Below are 15,947 nucleotides of genomic sequence, written 5' to 3'. Positions count from 1 at the left end.
ATTGATTTCATTACATCACAGGAATTGCTGAATTCTACGACAAACCGGGGCCGGGATTGCCCTCTGCGCACCCGGCCCCCGGTTTTTATTTCTCCTCGGGCTCGCTGGCCACAGCATCGCTGGCCAGCTCCGCTGCTTCCGGCGCCACTTCAGCAGCGGCATCACCTGCTTCGGCAGCTTCTTGCGCCTCTTCCTCATAATCGGGTTCTGCATCGGCCGTGCCTTCCGGCACGGCAGCGATTTCCAGCAGACGCGCTTCGATCGTCAGGTCCACCTCATCCCAGCGCAGCAAGTCCAGTTTCACCTGTGCGCCACGGGCCACGGAAGGCATGCCAGGCAGCTTGATGACCAGCGGAATGTCGACCAGGCGCAAAATCTCGTCCTTGAGCACCACGGCCTCGACCTGGCGCGCCTCTTCCTGGGCCAGCCAGCGCAAGCACCAGTAGCGTTCCATATTCGACTGGAAATCGCCATAAGCGGCATAAGCGGCGTCAAAGGCCGAAACGATGGCAAACAGGTTGGCATCGCGCGGCTTGAACGGGGCCACCAGCGGCGCCGTCACGCCATGTTCGGCGCAAGCAATGATTTGCCATTGGTTGACCAGATCGGTATAGCGGCGCAGCGGCGAAGTGCTCCACGCATATTGATCCACGCCCAGGCCTTGATGCGGAGCTGCATGGGTGACCATGCGCACCTGCATCTTTGCCGCCCAGCTATTGCCACTACCGCCACCCTGGCTGCGGTAGATGCCCGGCACGCCATGGTCGTGCAACATCTTGCCCCAGGTGCTGTTGGCAAAAATCATCAGTTCGGCAACGATCTTGTCCAGCGGCGCGCCACGCTTGCGGCGGGCCACGGTGACGATATCGTTTTCCACATAAAAATTGAAATCGACTCGGTTGTTTTGCTCCGGCTTCAGGCCAAACGCTTCGCGTTTCTTCATGCGGCCCTGTTCCAGCTGCTGCGCCCATTGCCACAGCACCGCGAAATCGGCCTTGTGCGGATACTCGCCCTCGCCGCTGGCCAAGGTTTCTTCATTGACCAGGTCATCTAACTGGTTGTGGCGCAGATTGCTGGCGATCGGCACCAGTTCGGCGCGCGTTTCCGTGCTCACGACTTCCCACTGCGCTTGCGGATCGAGCGTGGCGTACAGCGACAGCGCCGGGCAAGTCGTGCCTTCGGCCAGCGTAAAGGCGTTCACGACTTCGTCCGGCAGCATGGTGATCTTGTCGCCCGGCATGTAGACGGTGGACATGCGCTGGCGCGCCATCTTGTCGATCACATCGTCAGGACGGATGCCCAGGCCAGGCGCGGCAATGTGGATACCCACTTTGACTTTACCGTCAGGCAAAGGCTGGACCGAGAAGGCATCGTCGATCTCGGTGGTGGTCACGTCATCGATGGAGAAGGCGGCCACTTCAGCCAGCGGCAACTTGCTGGTCACGGCAGGCACGGGCACGGCCGGGAAACCGGCGCCCTTGGGGAAATTCTCGAACAGGAACTTGGACAGGTGCAAGTCTTTCGGCTTGGCAACACCGCCCACGGCCAGCATCAAGCGGGCCGGCGTGGTGTGCAGTTCATTGCAGGCCGCTTCCAGCGCCTTGTATTCCACCGTGTTCTTGTCTGGCTTGAACAGCAACTGCAGCACCATGGGCTGCATGGACGCAGGCAAACGGTTTTGCTTGAGTTCTTCCACATAGCCCGCTTGCACCAGCGCCTGCTGTTTTTTCTTTTCGATACCGGCCAGTGCCGCCTTCAAGGATGCTTCCGGCGCCGCCTTGTAGCGGCCACGGCCCTTCTTGTAGAAATACACGGGCGCCGAATGCAGGCTCAGCACCAGGCCAGCCGCTTCCGCTGGCAACGGCGCGTGGCCGAAATACTCGGTTCCCAGTTCGGCAAAACCGAATTCTTCTTCGCCCGCTACTTCCCACAGGAAATCGAGATCGATCTCGGCGGCGATGCTTTTCGCCTGTTCCAGCAGTTCGGCCGGGGCCGGTTTTTCATATTGCAGCAGCACATCCTTGGTTTTCACCTTGGTGCGCTTGCCGCTGGCCATTTCCACCTGGTAAGCCTCGCCTGCTTGCGACAGGACGGTGCCTACCTTGAAATCGCCGGATTCTTCAAAAAATAGATTCATTGTTATGCTTTATTTATTAATGTTTCGGTTGCAACAGTGCGAGTCAGCTCCAGCACTGCAGGCAAAAAAAGTTCCGTGACCAGCAGCAATCCCTGATGGCGCTGATACAGGCAGCGCCGCGCAAAGATAAAACCCTGGCCGGCGATGCTGCGTCCTTCCTGGGCCAGCGCCGCCTGCACGCGCTGCACCAGCGGGTGGCCGGCGCGCAAACGGGCAAACTCCAGTGTGCCACGCCGCACCATGCGGTCGCCAAACAGGGTCGTGCCCAGCGAGCGCTCGCCCAGCGCGGAAAACAAGGGCCAATCCGTCGCCGTCGCCTGCATGGGCACCACCGTATGGCCAAACACGGCTGGCTGGCCGTCGCAGCGCAACAGCACTTCGCGCTCCCACACGCGCCCCGCACGGTGCAAGCCGATGCTGGCCGCTTCGTCAGTCAAACAGCGTGATGTTTCCTGATGCAAACACTGCACGCGAAAAGTATTGCTATGCGCCTTAAGCTTGGCCGTCAGGGAACCCGGACTCAGCAGCCACTGGCGCAAGGCCGGCGGCGCATTGACGGCGTTGACGTGCCCATACCATTGCGCCTGTCGCAGCGAACCGGGCCTCACTGCGCACTGCTTTCAGCGTCAAGCTCGATACCGCAAAAAGCCAGTACTGGCGCCAGGTAATCGGCAAACTCGCTGATGCCGTGGTCGCTGCCGGCGATGACCGTCTGCTGTCCGCCCTGATAATGGGCCAGCATGTCGCGGTAGTCGAGCACTTCATCGCCGGTGGCGGCGATCAGGAAGTAACGTTGCGGCTGAGTAATGACCGGCACGGCAAAGCCGCGCAACTCATCGATATATGCGCGCTTGAATTCGAATGGCTTATCCGAATGGAACTCGGTCGTCACACCCACGTGTTGTTCCAGATCAATCAAGGGCACGATGGCGGGGTTCAGCAATACGGCGCGGCAACCGAGCTGTTCAGCCAGCCAGGTAGCATAATAACCGCCCAGGGACGAGCCGATGATGGTCAGGTCCTTTGGTGCCACATTTTTTACCAGGTCCAGCGCCAGTGCGATCGCCAGTTTCGGCGAGGCGGGCAATTGCGGGCACAGCCATTCGTCTGCACGCCCCAGTACCTGCATTTGCGCAGCCAGCAGGCGCGACTTCATCGACAGCGGCGACGAGCGGAATCCATGCAGGTACAAAATCATCGGGCCAGGGCCTCCAGCAACTTCTGGTGCACGCCGCCAAAACCGCCATTGCTCATGACGATGATCTGGTCGCCGGAACGGGCGTTTGACACCACGGCCGCCACCAGCGCATCGATATCTTCATAGGCGCTGGCGATATTGCCCAGCGGCGCCAGCGCGTCACCCAGGCTCCAGCCCAGCGCTTGCTGACTGCCAAAACCGAACACCAGGTCGGCGTCTTTCAGGCTGCCAGGCAAGGCGTCTTTCATGGCGCCCAGTTTCATGGTGTTCGAGCGCGGTTCCAGCACGGCCAGGATACGGGCGGTGGTGCTGATTTTCTGGCGCAAGCCGCCCACGGTGGTGGCAATCGCCGTCGGGTGATGGGCAAAATCGTCGTAGACGGTGATGCCATTGACGGTGCCGCGCACTTCCATGCGCCGCTTGACGCTCTCGAAGCTGGCCAGCGAGGCGCACGCCTGGCTGATGGGCACGCCGACATGGCGCGCGGCGGCAATCGCGGCCAGCGCATTGCTGCGGTTATGCTTGCCCGTCAGCGCCCATGCCACATGGCCTTCCTTCTGGCCATTGAAATACACATCGAAGCTGCCATCGGCTTCCTCTTGCAGTTGCCAGTTGGCATCTTGACCGAAACTTTCCTTCTCGCTCCAGCAGCCGCGTTCCAGCACGCGCTGCAAGGACGCTTCATCGCCATTGACAATCAAACGGCCGATGCCAGGCACAGTGCGCACCAGATGGTGGAATTGGGTCTCGATTGCATGCAGATCGGGGAAGATATCGGCGTGATCATATTCCAGGTTATTCATGACGGCGGTCTTCGCGTGGTAATGCACGAACTTGCTGCGCTTGTCGAAGAAAGCCGTGTCATATTCGTCCGCTTCGATGACGAAGAAGTCCGAATCGACGCTTTTACCATCGATCTTGCCGCTGAGGCGGGCGGAAATGCCAAAATTCATCGGCACGCCGCCGATCAAAAAGCCCGGCGCGTAGCCGGCGTCTTCCAGTATCCACGCCAGCATGGCCGAAGTGGTCGTCTTGCCATGCGTGCCAGCCACGGCCAGCACCCACTTGTTGCGTAATATATGTTCGCCCATCCACTGCGGGCCGGAAACATAAGGCAGGCTGCGGTTCAGGATTTCCTCGACCAGCGGATTGCCGCGCGACACCACGTTACCAATCACATACAGATCCGGATTCAATTTGGTCTGTTCCGGGTCGAAACCCTGGATCAATTCGATGCCCTGCGCTTCCAGCTGGGTGCTCATCGGTGGATAAACGTTGGCATCGCAGCCAGTGACTTTATGGCCGGCTTCCTTGGCCAGGACAGCCAGGCCGCCCATGAAGGTACCGCAAATGCCGAGGATATGAATATGCATGTGATCAGTGCGTGTGGCGCGAAACAAAAGGATGAAGTATGGGATTTTACCCGACACCATGACTTTTACCGCTTCAGAGTATGATCTCGTTCATGACGAACGATGCATTTGACGATAGCGCCCAGCTGCGACTGGAAATCGCTGCGGCTGCCGCGCGCCTGGTGGCGCAGGATGGCGCCGACTACGGCAGCGCCAAGCGCAAGGCGGCGCGGCACATCCTGGGCGAGCAACAAGGCCGCCCCAATCTGCTGCCCGATGATGAACTGATCGAAGAACAATTGCGCTTATACAATGCCCTGTTCCTGGCCGACAGCCAGCCGGCGCGCTTGTTCCAGCTGCGCACGATCGCCCTGCAAGTGATGGAAGCGCTGGAACAATTTCAGCCCTTGCTCAGCGGCGCTGTGCTGAATGGCACGGCCGGGCCGCACGACGAGATTTATTTGCAGCTCTTTGCCGAGAGCGCCAAGGATATCCACATCTTTTTGCTCAATAAAAATGTGCTGCTCGATATGTCGGAAAGCCCGCACTTCAAGGGAGCGCGGTATGATGCAGTCGAGACGGCCAGCTTTCTGTGGAAAAATGAAGGCGTGCATGTGGCCATGTACGAGATCGATGACCGGCGCGGCGCCCTGAAGACACGCGCCGATGGCAAGGTTTTGCGTACCGACATCGCCGGACTGCGCAGCCTGCTGGCTCAGGACTCACCCGATATTCAATAAATACCTATTAAATAATCATGACTAAAAAGAATCTGATTGCCTACACCATCGTGGCCCTGCTGTTTGGCGCGGTAGGCGCTTATGTGGGCGTCAACAAGAGCAAGGAAAAAGCCGATCCCGTCACGACGACCGTGGCGCCCGAAGCGGCAGCGGCCACGACGGGTCCGGTCAACGCGCTGTATGCACTATCCTTGCCCGACGCCGCTGGCGCCACGCAAGCCCTGGCGCAATGGAAAGGCAAGAATTTGCTGGTGAACTTCTGGGCGCCGTGGTGCCCGCCCTGCGTGCAAGAAATGCCGGAATTATCGGAATTGCAAGGTGAGCACGTCGGCAAGAACCTGCAAATCATCGGTATCGGCATCGATTCGGCCAGCAATATCGCCACCTTTGCCGGCAAGTTCAAGATTGCCTACCCGGTCTATGTATCGGGCATGAGCGGCACCGATTTGTCTCGTCATTTTGGCAACACCACGGGCGGCTTGCCGTTCACGGTGCTGATCGGTGCCGATGGACAGGTGAAGAAGACCTATCTGGGCCGCTTGAAATTTGATCAGTTGCGTGCTGATCTAGCCAATTTGTAAATTCGGAGCGTGCTTTTTTCTCTTGCCAATGCGTATCTTTGGCGGCAAAATGCGGAACTTTCGCTAAAACGGTCTTCCTTACATGGCAAAAAACCTCCTTCTGCTCAACGGCCCCAACCTGAATTTATTGGGGACGCGGGAGCCTGAGGTCTACGGCGCCAGCACCTTGGCCGATATCGAGCAGGCAGCAATGGCGCAAGCCATGGCGGCCGGCGCCGACCTGGTCTGCTTTCAGAGCAACCATGAAGGCGCGCTGATCGATCGCATCCATGCCGCGCGAGCGGAAGGAATAGACGCCATCGTCATCAATCCGGGCGGATTGACCCATACCAGCGTCGCCTTGCGCGATGCGCTGGCCGGGGTCGCCATCCCGTTTGTGGAAGTCCATATCTCGAATATTTATCAACGCGAAACGTTTCGTCATCACTCTTTTCTCAGCGCGATCGCGCAGGGGACGATCTGCGGCCTGGGTATCGACGGATATCGGTTTGCCATCGACTTTGCGCTTAAAACACGTTAATCTACGCGATCTGCATGCATTTAGCGCGGCGATAGCCTCTCGACATCACCGCATCACTCATAAAACAAACTACATTCCTAGGGGTTTTACATGGATCTACGAAAACTCAAGACCTTGATCGACCTGGTCGCCGAATCGGACATCGCAGAGCTGGAAGTTACCGAAGGCGAAAGCAAGGTACGCATCGTCAAATCGTCGGCCATGCCGCAAAACCAGATGGTCATGATGCAGCCGCAAGGCATGCAAGCCCAATATGCCCCTGCCGCGCCAGCCGCCGCACCGGCAGCCGCTGCCGTCGTCGTTGCCGCCGAGCCGACCGGTTATATCGTCAAATCGCCGATGGTTGGCACCTTCTACCGTTCCTCCGCTCCTGGCAGCGCTGCGTTCGTTGAAGTGGGTTCCACCGTCAAGGAAGGTGATACCCTGTGCATCATCGAAGCGATGAAGCTGCTCAATGAAATCGACTCGGATAAAGCCGGTGTCGTCACCCAGATCCTGGTTGAAAACGGCCAGCCGGTCGAATTCGGCCAACCCCTGTTTGTGATCGGCTAAAAGCCACTGTCCACACGGCCGGCAACGGCCGTTTGCAGTTTTAGCCCCTCATACTTGTTGTTTCGCCGGCTAGCCCGGCTCTCACAGACATACGCGAACCTACCATGTTTGAAAAAATCCTGATTGCCAACCGTGGTGAAATTGCCCTCCGTATTCAGCGCGCCTGCCGCGAAATGGGCATCAAAACGGTTGTAGTCCACTCCGAAGCCGACAAGGACGCAAAATACGTCAAGCTGGCCGATGAATCTGTTTGTATCGGGCCGGCACAGTCGTCCCTGAGCTACCTGAACATGCCCGCCATCATCAGCGCCGCTGAAGTGACGGATGCGCAAGCGATCCACCCTGGCTATGGTTTCCTGTCGGAAAACGCCGACTTTGCCGAACGCGTCGAGAAATCGGGCTTCGTCTTCATCGGCCCACGCTCCGAATCGATCCGTTTGATGGGCGATAAAGTATCGGCCAAGCAAACCATGATCAAGGCTGGCGTACCGTGCGTACCCGGTTCGGAAGGCGCTTTGCCGGACGATCCTAAAACCATCGTGCAAATTGCACGCAAGATCGGCTATCCGGTCATCATCAAGGCTGCTGGCGGCGGCGGTGGCCGCGGCATGCGCGTGGTACACACCGAAGCTGCACTGATCAACGCCGTGGCGATGACCAAGACTGAAGCGGGCAGCGCTTTCGGCAACCCTGAAGTGTATATGGAAAAGTACCTGGAAAATCCACGCCACGTGGAAATCCAGATCCTCGCCGATGAACACAAGAACGCCGTCTGGCTGGGCGAGCGCGACTGCTCCATGCAGCGCCGCCACCAGAAAGTGATCGAAGAGGCGCCAGCGCCAGGCATCCCACGCAAGCTGATCGAAAAAATCGGCGACCGTTGCGCCGAAGCTTGCCGCAAGATCGGCTACCGCGGCGCCGGCACGTTTGAATTCCTGTACGAAAACGGCGAGTTCTATTTCATTGAAATGAATACCCGCGTGCAAGTTGAACATCCGGTCACCGAAATGATCACCGGCATCGACATCGTGCAAGAACAGATCCGCATCGCCGCTGGCGAAAAACTGCGTTACCGCCAGCGCGACGTGCTGCTGTCCGGACACGCCGTCGAGTGCCGCATCAATGCAGAAGATCCGTTCAAGTTTACGCCGTCGCCAGGCAAGATCATTTCGTGGCATACGCCAGGCGGCCCTGGCATCCGCGTCGATTCGCACGCTTACGCCGGCTACTATGTACCGCCGCACTACGACTCGATGATCGGCAAAGTGATCGCTTACGGCGCCACGCGCGAGCAAGCCATCCGCCGCATGCAGATCGCCCTGTCCGAAATGGTGGTCGAAGGCATCAGCACCAATATCGCCCTGCACCGCGAATTGATGATCGATGCGCGCTTCATCGAAGGCGGCACCAATATTCACTATCTGGAACAGAAGCTGGCCGACATGCCGGACCTGGGCAAGAGCCTGAATGGCGGCGCACCCAGCATCGCCAAGAAGTCTGAAATCAAGGCTGACGTATGAGCTGGACTGAAATCGTCATCGAAATTGCCCGCGACAACGCCGAGGCCATGTCCGACGCCTTGATGGAAGCGGGCGCCCTGTCGGTGTCGGTGGAAGATGCCGATGAAGGCACGGATGCCGAGCAGCCGCTGTTCGGCGAGCCGGGCATGGAGCCGAAAGAAGCGGCGTGGGAACGCAGCCGCGTGGTCGCGCTGACCGACGTCGACGCCGACCAGACCGCCATCGTGGCTATAGCCTCGGCCGCCATCGGCCTGGCTGTTGCGCCTGCGTTTACCGTGCGCGCGGTGGAAGAGCAGGACTGGGTGCGTTTGACCCAGTCGCAATTTGCGCCTATCCACATCGGCAAGAATATCTGGGTCGTGCCCAGCTGGCACGAAGCACCGGACCCGGACGGTCTGATCCTGGAACTGGACCCTGGCCTGGCTTTCGGCACGGGTAGCCACCCGACCACGCGCCTGTGCATGGAATGGCTGGAAGCATATCCGGCGCCCGGCAAGTCCGTGCTCGACTATGGTTGCGGTTCCGGCATCCTGGCCATGGTGGCCAAGAAACTGGGCGCACAAACGGTGGCTGGCGTCGATATCGACCCGCAAGCGATCGAATCGGCGCGCGACAATGCCGAGCGCAACCAGTGCGAGATCGAATATTTCTTGCCAGATACGTTTGCCACCTCGGTCCATGCAGATGGCCGCTTCGACATCGTCGTCGCCAACATCCTGTCGAGTCCATTGAAATTGATGGCGCCCATGCTGTCGGGCCGTGTCGCCGACGGCGGCGCGCTGATACTGTCGGGCGTGCTGGCACGCCAGGCCGAAGAAGTGGCGGCTGCCTACGCACCGTTCATCCAGTTGGGTGTGTGGGCTGAACAAGACGGCTGGGTGGCCTTGCACGGCCGCCTGGGCGCCGACGCTGCCCCTGCGCCACGCGCATAAGGTGCATCAGCACAGCAATGGCCCTCGCCACTAAATGCCCCCACTGCAACACGATATTTCGGGTCGCTGCTGACCAGTTGAAATTACGTGGGGGCATCGTGCGCTGTGGCACGTGCAAAGAAGTCTTTGACGGCAATGCCGCGCTGGTCGATCCAGCGGCGGCATTGCCGTTTTTACCATCGGCGCCGGCTTTCCTGGCGCCTGCCGCTTCCGCGGTGCATGACGAACCCATCTATTCTCTCGATTTCGACACGTCCTTCGACCCGTTCGGCATCTTGCCCGACGCGGCGCAGATCGAAGAGGACGCTGAAAAGATCGAGCTGGACCTCGATATCGGCGACGAGCTGCCAGTGAGCGCGCCTGCGCCGGTGACCGGGATCAAAACCGAAGCAGCGCCCGAGCCCGAGCCACTGCCGGTGCCGATGGCGCCCTTCAAGCGCCGCCAGGTCGATGAGGCGCCCGCCTTTGCCACGTATTTGCGCAGCAGCCGTCCGCAGGCAGAAGCGGACGAGACCGTTCAAGCGCCGGTGACTGTAGCGGCTATCGCAGCGCCAGTGGAACCAGAGCAAGAATCGGCAGCAGAACCGGAAACCGCGCTGGAACCCATTTTCATTGCGGCCGCCAGTGCGCGCCAGGAACCTGTCCTGGGCGAGCATGCGCCGCTGTTGCAGCCTCAGGAACCGGTATTTGAGCCTGTATTTGAGCCCATCAGCGCAACACCGGCCGACATCACCGCCGACGAGCCCGCCTTTGTCACCCAGGGACGGCGCCGCGAGCAAAGCGGCAAGGCCATGCGCGTGGCCATGGCCGTGGGCAGCGTGCTGCTGTTGCTGCTGTTATTACTGCAGGGCATGACCACCTTCCGCAATCCGCTGGCGGCGCAATTTCCTGAATTAAAGCCGGCGCTGCTCGCCGTGTGCTCGCTGAGCGGCTGCAAGGTCGACTTGCCGGCGCAAATCGAAGCGCTGTCCGTCGAGCAGGGCGAATTGCAAACCCTGGCGCCGAATACGTTTTCCTATGTCTCCCTGCTGCGCAACCAGAGCCGCAATGTGCAGGCCTGGCCCAGCATCGAGCTGATCCTCAATGACGGCAATGACAAGCCCGTCGTGCGCCGCGTGATCGGTCCGCGCGACTATCTGCCGGCTGGCGCCGAGGTGGCCAAGGGCTTTGCAGCGCGTTCCGAACAAAGCATCAAATTGTATTTTTCATTAGACCAGCTCACGGCGGCTGGCTACCATATCGCCATCTTCTACCCCTAACAGACACTATCATGACCAAAACATCGTTGATCTGCGGCTCCCTCGCCACCGACACCATCATGCAATTTCCTGGCCGCTTCAGCGAATCCCTGCTGGCAGACCAGTTGCACAAAGTCAATGTTTCCTTCCTCGTGCCCACCATGCGCACCGAGTTCGGCGGCTGCTCGGGCAATATCGCCTACAGCCTGAAAATGCTGGGCGGCGACCCGCGCATCGTCGGCGTCATGGGCCAGGACAGCGCCGCCTATCTGGAGCGCCTGCAAAAGCTGGGCATTTCCACTGCCAACATCATGATCAAGGCTGACAGCTACAACGCCCAGTGCTTCGTCACGGCCGATGCGGACAATAACCAGATCAATGCCTTCCATCCAGGCGCCATGTCCTTCGCGCATGAAAACCCGATTGCCAATGCCGGCCCGGCCAGGATCGCCATCATCTCGCCAGACGGCGACCAGGGCATGCTCAAGCACGCCGCCGACCTGGCTGAGCTGGGCATTCCCTTCATGTTTGATCCAGGCCAGCAATTGCCACGCTTCAACGGCGAGCAATTGATTGACTTCATCAACAAGGCTACTTATGTGTCGGCCAACGATTATGAAATCGAAATGATGATCGAGCGCACGGGTTTGAGCCTGGAAGAGATCGCCAACCGCCTGGAAGCGCTGATCGTCACGCGCGGTGAAAAAGGTTCGGAAATCTATACGGGCGGCAAGCGCATCGACATTCCTGTCGTGGCTGCCAAAGAAGTGCTGGATCCGACCGGCTGCGGCGACGCCTACCGCGCCGGCTTGCTGTTCGGCATTACCAACGACCTGGGCTGGGAAACCAGCGGCCGCCTGGCCAGCCTGGTGGGATCCATCAAGATCGCCACCCAGGGCGCGCAAAACCATGTATTTACGCCGGCCAGCATTGCCGACCAGTTTGAAGCGGCGTTTGGCTACCGCTATTAATGATGCCGGGGTCAGGCGGGGACGCCAAGTCCCGCGCGCCTGACCCCGTTCAAGCAGACTTACTCGCCTTACCTCCCGCCGAAAATCATCCCCACCAGAATTTGCGCGATCTGCAACAGGATCAGCGCGACCAGCAGCGACAAATCCAGATTACCCACCAGCGGTACCACGCGGCGCAGCGGACGCAGCAGTGGCTCGTTCAAGGCCCGCACAAACGGCGCCAGTGGCGCATGCGGGTTCACCCAGCTGAAAATGGCTTCGATGATCAGCAGGGCCATGAAACCATACAATATCCATTGCAGGAAGCGCTGCAAGGCCCTCAGCAGCACGGCTTCGAATGGGTAGCCGGCGATAAACCAGACCGAGCTGGCCAGCAAGACGACCAAAAAGGCGCCGATCAGGCTAGCCCAGTCATATCCGCCCACGCCAGGCACGACGCGGCGCAAGGGGCGCACCAGCCAGTCGGACAATTGAAACGTGAATTGGGCCACCGACGAGGGTGGCCGCACGCGCACGGCCTGCATCCAGAAGCGCAGCAGTAAAACCCCGCCCAGCAGAGTGGCTATGGTATCAACGATCAATGTAAGGATAGTGAGCACGAATAATTCTCCAAAAAAAAACCGCTGTGTGATTACGTCACACAGCGGCGTGTTGCCTCATCCAGGCACCCGAAACGTTCGAATTACGACGGACGGGTACTGGTTGGGAATGGCCAGGCGGCAGCCGGAGCCAACACGGTTTTTGCTACAGGTGCGATAGGCGCCGATGGCTTGGCGGCTTCTACCTTCTTCGGCGCGGCTTTTTTAGGCGCGGCCTTCTTGACGGCAGGCTTGGCTGCTACGGCTGGTGCCGCTGCGGCAGGCGCTGCTACCGGTGCTGCAGCGGCCACTGGGGCAGCTGCAGGCTTGGCGGCAGGTTTGGCTGCAGGTTTGGCTGCTGCTTTCGCCGCGGGCTTGGCTGCAGGCTTGGCGACAGCTTTAGCCGCTGGCTTGGCCGCAGGTTTCGCTGCGACTTTTGCTGCCGGCTTGGCTGCCACTTTGGCCGCTGGCTTGGCTGCTGCCTTCGCTGCAGGCTTGGCTGCTGCTTTCGCTGCTGGCTTGGCTGCAGGTTTCGCTGCCGCTTTGGCCGCCGGCTTGGCTGCTGCTTTTGCTGCAGGTTTCGCTACCGCTTTGGCTGCTGGCTTGGCTGCTGCTTTTGCTGCAGGTTTCGCTGCCGCTTTGGCTGCTGGCTTGGCAACGGCTTTTTTAGCTGCTGGCTTGGCGGCTGCTTTCGCTACCGGTTTGGCGGCTGCTTTCGCTGCTGGCTTGGCAACGGCTTTTTTAGCCGCTGGCTTGGCTGCTACCTTGGCTGCTGCTTTCGCTACCGGTTTGGCTGCTGCTTTTGCGGCTGGCTTGGCGGCTGCTTTTTTCGCTGCTGGCTTGGCGGCTACCTTGGTCGCTGCTTTCGCTGCTGGCTTGGCTGCAGGTTTCGCTGCTGCTTTCGCTGCCGGCTTGGCTGCCGCTTTTTTCACGGCTGGCTTGGCGACAGCTTTTGCTGCAGGTTTGGCTGCTGCTTTTGCCGCTGGCTTGGCGGCTGCCTTTGCCGCTGGCTTGGCTGCAGGTTTCGCTGCGGCTTTTTTCACGGCTGGTTTGGCGGCTGGTTTCGCTGCGGCTTTTGCCACAACCTTGGCAGCTGGCTTGGCGACAGCTTTGACAGCGGCTTTCGCTGCTGGCTTGGCGGCTGCTTTTGCTGCTGGCTTGGCAGCAGGTTTGGCGACGGCTTTGGCGGCCGGCTTAGCTGCTGGTTTGGCTGCTGGTTTCGCTGCGGCTTTGGCAGCTGGTTTAGCGGCAACCGTTTTTGCTGCGACTGCCGGCTTCTTCGCGGCAGGAGCAGCCTTGGCGGCTGGTTTCTTTACTTCTGATTTCTTAGCGGCTGTTGCCATTTGTCTCTCCTTCATCTGAGATGAGAAATTTAAGCTACAAGATTTAAACCCGTCCGACCCACCACGGGGATAGGCCAGGCGAATTATTCATCGGCACAAACACTCGTTTGCGCTAATGAATTCGGCACCAGCTGAACTGCTGCAACTCCTCACGTTTGCAGCACTTCAGCCATCGTCGGTGCCACCCTGCTTGATCTCGCAGCTGGTGGCAAAGTCTGAATTCGGTCATATCGTTTTCGATGCCGTGCGTTTTACGCCCCTCGCATCGCGCTCGCCACAACACCATTCGTCAAATAAAAAACCGCCATGCCTGAAAAAATTCGGGCACGGCGGCAGACGAAAACGGTGTGGTTTTGTGCATATCCGTGTAAATCTGTATCCCTGATTAGCGAGGTTTTATCGTCACCGCGCTGGTTAAAAAACCCCGCATTCTAACGCTCGCATTCGCAATCTCATAAAGTACACGAAAACCTTGTCGCTGCGCAACCGGCACGACATGTTTTCACGGGCTTTTTTGCACGATACGCGCGCTATCGTACAATCGCGCCGTAAATGCCGTCTCCGGCATGCGCGGAAACGGTATTTTTGGCGCGCGACGCGGCGACTCCTTTCATCAAAAAAATCGCGCTGCGACAGCATCGGTGCGGCGAAAAAAATGGCTGCGTTTTCCGGCCTCGCAAAATGGAGCGCATTTATCCGGGCGAGTTTTCGGGCTGGATTTTTTCAGCACCAAAGCCAGATGCCAGGCAGACTCTATTCACTATCGGCGACAGTCGCCATAAGGTCAAGTCCACGATCCCTTGTACTGCCACGCCGATGCGGGATGAAAAAACGCCGTATAAAAATACGCCATCCGGCATCGCGATTGAACAGACAAATGCGCATCGCAGAGGCAATGAACGCGGTGATGAATGATGCCTGTCGGCGGCAGTGCAGGCGTCGACAGATTGCCGGCCCAGGCCCCCCTGTCACGCGGGCCTGCATGCACAGACCTGTATCATGATGATAGCGTGCGCTGGGCTATCCATGCGCGTCGCATTGACGACACGTGCGAATAAAAAAAAGGCCTCGCATTGCGAGGCCTTTGGTCTTGCCAGTGCCATTCAGATGGGCGCTTGATACTACTTCCGCTTACTCCCAGTTCAGCGCGCCGCCGGTCTGGTACTCGGTCACGCGCGTTTCGAAGAAGTTACGCTCTTTCTTCATGTCGATCATTTCGCTCATCCACGGGAAGGGGTTTTCTTCCTGGGCGAACATTGGCTCGATGCCGATCTGTTGCGCGCGGCGGTTGGCGATGAAGCGCAGGTAGCCCTTGAACATCGGTGCGTTCAGGCCCAGCACGCCGCGTGGCATGGTGTCTTCGGCATACGCGTATTCCAGGTCGACGGCTTTCAGGAACAGCTGCTTGATCTCTTCGCGGAACTCGGCGGTCCACAGCTGCGGGTTTTCCATTTTCACGGTGTTGATCAAGTCGATACCGAAATTGCAGTGCATCGATTCGTCGCGCAGGATGTATTGATACTGTTCTGCCGCGCCCATCATCTTGTTCTGGCGGCCCAGCGCCAGGATTTGCGTGAAGCCGACGTAGAAGAACAAGCCCTCCATCAGGCAGGCAAAGACGATCAGCGATTTCAGCAGCTTCTGGTCGTTTTCAATCGTGCCGGTGGTGAAAGCCGGGTCGGTCAGGGTGTTGATGAACGGGATCAGGAACTCGTCCTTGTCACGGATCGACTTGACTTCGTTGTAGGCGTTGAAGATTTCCGCTTCGTCCAGGCCCAGCGATTCAACGATGTATTGATACGCGTGGGTGTGGATCGCTTCCTCGAACGCCTGGCGCAGCAGGTACTGGCGGCACTCGGGGGCCGTGATGTGGCGATAGGTGCCCAGCACGATGTTGTTGGCGGCCAGCGAGTCGGCGGTGACGAAGAAGCCCAGGTTGCGCTTGACCAGGCGGCGTTCGTCGTCGGTCAGGCCGTTGGGGTTTTTCCACAGCTCGATATCGCGCTGCATGTTCACTTCCTGCGGCATCCAGTGGTTGGCGCAACCGGCCAGGTATTTATCCCACGCCCATTTGTACTTGAACGGCACCAGCTGGTTGACGTCGGTCTTGCCATTGATGATGCGCTTGTCATCTGCATTGACGCGGCGCGCCACTTGCTCGGCATTCGCTTCGGACGGCTCGGCGCCCGCAGCCAGGTTCAAATCGGTATTTCCCAGCGGCGCTTGCTGCGCCGAACGCGGCACAGCGGCCGGCGTGGCTTCATCATCCCATGACAACGACATAA

At 59.2% G+C, this 15,947-nt stretch carries 16 protein-coding genes; 9 read left to right on the top strand and 7 right to left on the bottom strand.

What is annotated here, in order from left to right; all coding sequences use genetic code 11:
• Window positions 1-85 precede the first annotated feature (85 nt).
• The 4 genes from HDE72_RS10305 to mpl are packed head-to-tail and all read right to left on the bottom strand — an operon-like array spanning window position 86 to window position 4,708.
• Window positions 86-2,137, bottom strand: a complete 2,052-nt coding sequence (locus HDE72_RS10305; RefSeq protein ID WP_183739966.1) for a ribonuclease catalytic domain-containing protein — start codon at window positions 2,135-2,137, stop codon at window positions 86-88.
• 2 nt (window positions 2,138-2,139) lie between these two features.
• On the bottom strand, window positions 2,140-2,745 hold the full coding sequence (locus HDE72_RS10300; protein ID WP_183739963.1) for a chorismate--pyruvate lyase family protein: 606 nt from the start codon (window positions 2,743-2,745) through the stop codon (window positions 2,140-2,142).
• A complete protein-coding gene (locus tag HDE72_RS10295; RefSeq protein ID WP_183739960.1) occupies window positions 2,742-3,335 on the bottom strand; it encodes a YqiA/YcfP family alpha/beta fold hydrolase in 594 nt (197 codons plus the stop codon). Before HDE72_RS10295 ends, HDE72_RS10300 begins: the two co-directional genes overlap by 4 nt.
• Window positions 3,332-4,708 carry a UDP-N-acetylmuramate:L-alanyl-gamma-D-glutamyl-meso-diaminopimelate ligase gene (gene mpl / locus HDE72_RS10290; protein WP_183739957.1) on the bottom strand — a complete coding sequence of 459 codons (1,377 nt, stop codon included), beginning with the start codon at window positions 4,706-4,708 and terminating at the stop codon, window positions 3,332-3,334. The genes HDE72_RS10295 and mpl overlap by 4 nt, the downstream gene beginning before the upstream one ends.
• 92 nt (window positions 4,709-4,800) lie before the next feature.
• Here mpl and HDE72_RS10285 point away from each other — a divergent pair, with 92 nt between their 5' ends.
• The 8 genes from HDE72_RS10285 to HDE72_RS10250 all read left to right on the top strand — a co-directional run bounded on the left by HDE72_RS10285 (window position 4,801) and on the right by HDE72_RS10250 (window position 11,741).
• Window positions 4,801-5,427 (top strand): hypothetical protein, encoded by a 627-nt coding sequence (locus HDE72_RS10285; RefSeq protein ID WP_183739954.1) that lies wholly within the window; start codon window positions 4,801-4,803, stop codon window positions 5,425-5,427.
• Between the two features lie 17 nt (window positions 5,428-5,444).
• Window positions 5,445-6,008, top strand: coding sequence for a TlpA family protein disulfide reductase (locus HDE72_RS10280; protein WP_183739951.1), 564 nt, complete (start codon window positions 5,445-5,447; stop codon window positions 6,006-6,008).
• Between the two features lie 82 nt (window positions 6,009-6,090).
• A complete protein-coding gene (gene aroQ, locus HDE72_RS10275; RefSeq protein ID WP_183674949.1) occupies window positions 6,091-6,528 on the top strand; it encodes a type II 3-dehydroquinate dehydratase in 438 nt (145 codons plus the stop codon).
• A gap of 90 nt (window positions 6,529-6,618) precedes the next feature.
• On the top strand, window positions 6,619-7,080 hold the full coding sequence (gene accB, locus HDE72_RS10270; RefSeq protein WP_183739948.1) for an acetyl-CoA carboxylase biotin carboxyl carrier protein: 462 nt from the start codon (window positions 6,619-6,621) through the stop codon (window positions 7,078-7,080).
• 104 nt (window positions 7,081-7,184) lie between these two features.
• Entirely contained in the window at window positions 7,185-8,600 is a 1,416-nt protein-coding gene (gene accC / locus HDE72_RS10265) for an acetyl-CoA carboxylase biotin carboxylase subunit (protein WP_183739945.1), read from the top strand.
• The gene (prmA, locus tag HDE72_RS10260) at window positions 8,597-9,532 is read left to right on the top strand and encodes a 50S ribosomal protein L11 methyltransferase (protein ID WP_183739942.1); all 936 of its coding nucleotides are present in this window, start codon (window positions 8,597-8,599) and stop codon (window positions 9,530-9,532) included. Before accC ends, prmA begins: the two co-directional genes overlap by 4 nt.
• Window positions 9,533-9,549: 17 nt before the next feature.
• Window positions 9,550-10,791: a DUF3426 domain-containing protein gene (locus HDE72_RS10255; RefSeq protein ID WP_183739938.1), complete on the top strand. Its 1,242-nt coding sequence runs from the start codon at window positions 9,550-9,552 to the stop codon at window positions 10,789-10,791.
• An 11-nt stretch (window positions 10,792-10,802) separates the two neighbouring features.
• Window positions 10,803-11,741, top strand: a complete 939-nt coding sequence (locus tag HDE72_RS10250; RefSeq protein ID WP_183739933.1) for a carbohydrate kinase family protein — start codon at window positions 10,803-10,805, stop codon at window positions 11,739-11,741.
• Window positions 11,742-11,809: 68 nt separating this feature from the next.
• On the opposite strand, the gene HDE72_RS10245 is transcribed toward HDE72_RS10250, so the two are convergent.
• Window positions 11,810-12,340 carry a YggT family protein gene (locus tag HDE72_RS10245; RefSeq protein WP_311735214.1) on the bottom strand — a complete coding sequence of 177 codons (531 nt, stop codon included), beginning with the start codon at window positions 12,338-12,340 and terminating at the stop codon, window positions 11,810-11,812.
• Between the two features lie 83 nt (window positions 12,341-12,423).
• Window positions 12,424-13,662: a transcriptional regulator gene (locus HDE72_RS10240; RefSeq protein ID WP_221291224.1), complete on the bottom strand. Its 1,239-nt coding sequence runs from the start codon at window positions 13,660-13,662 to the stop codon at window positions 12,424-12,426.
• Between the two features lie 585 nt (window positions 13,663-14,247).
• Here HDE72_RS10240 and HDE72_RS10235 point away from each other — a divergent pair.
• Window positions 14,248-14,577, top strand: a complete 330-nt coding sequence (locus HDE72_RS10235; protein ID WP_183759310.1) for a hypothetical protein — start codon at window positions 14,248-14,250, stop codon at window positions 14,575-14,577.
• A 216-nt stretch (window positions 14,578-14,793) separates the two neighbouring features.
• On the opposite strand, the gene HDE72_RS10230 is transcribed toward HDE72_RS10235, so the two are convergent.
• Window positions 14,794-15,945 carry a ribonucleotide-diphosphate reductase subunit beta gene (locus HDE72_RS10230; protein ID WP_183739928.1) on the bottom strand — a complete coding sequence of 384 codons (1,152 nt, stop codon included), beginning with the start codon at window positions 15,943-15,945 and terminating at the stop codon, window positions 14,794-14,796.
• Between the last annotated feature and the right edge of the window lie 2 nt (window positions 15,946-15,947).

The sequence above is a fragment of the Janthinobacterium saanense genome (assembly GCF_014200675.1).
Taxonomy (GTDB): domain Bacteria; phylum Pseudomonadota; class Gammaproteobacteria; order Burkholderiales; family Burkholderiaceae_D; genus Janthinobacterium.
The sequence above is the reverse complement of the archived record's forward strand: the minus strand, read 5'-3'. Positions and strand labels throughout refer to the sequence as shown.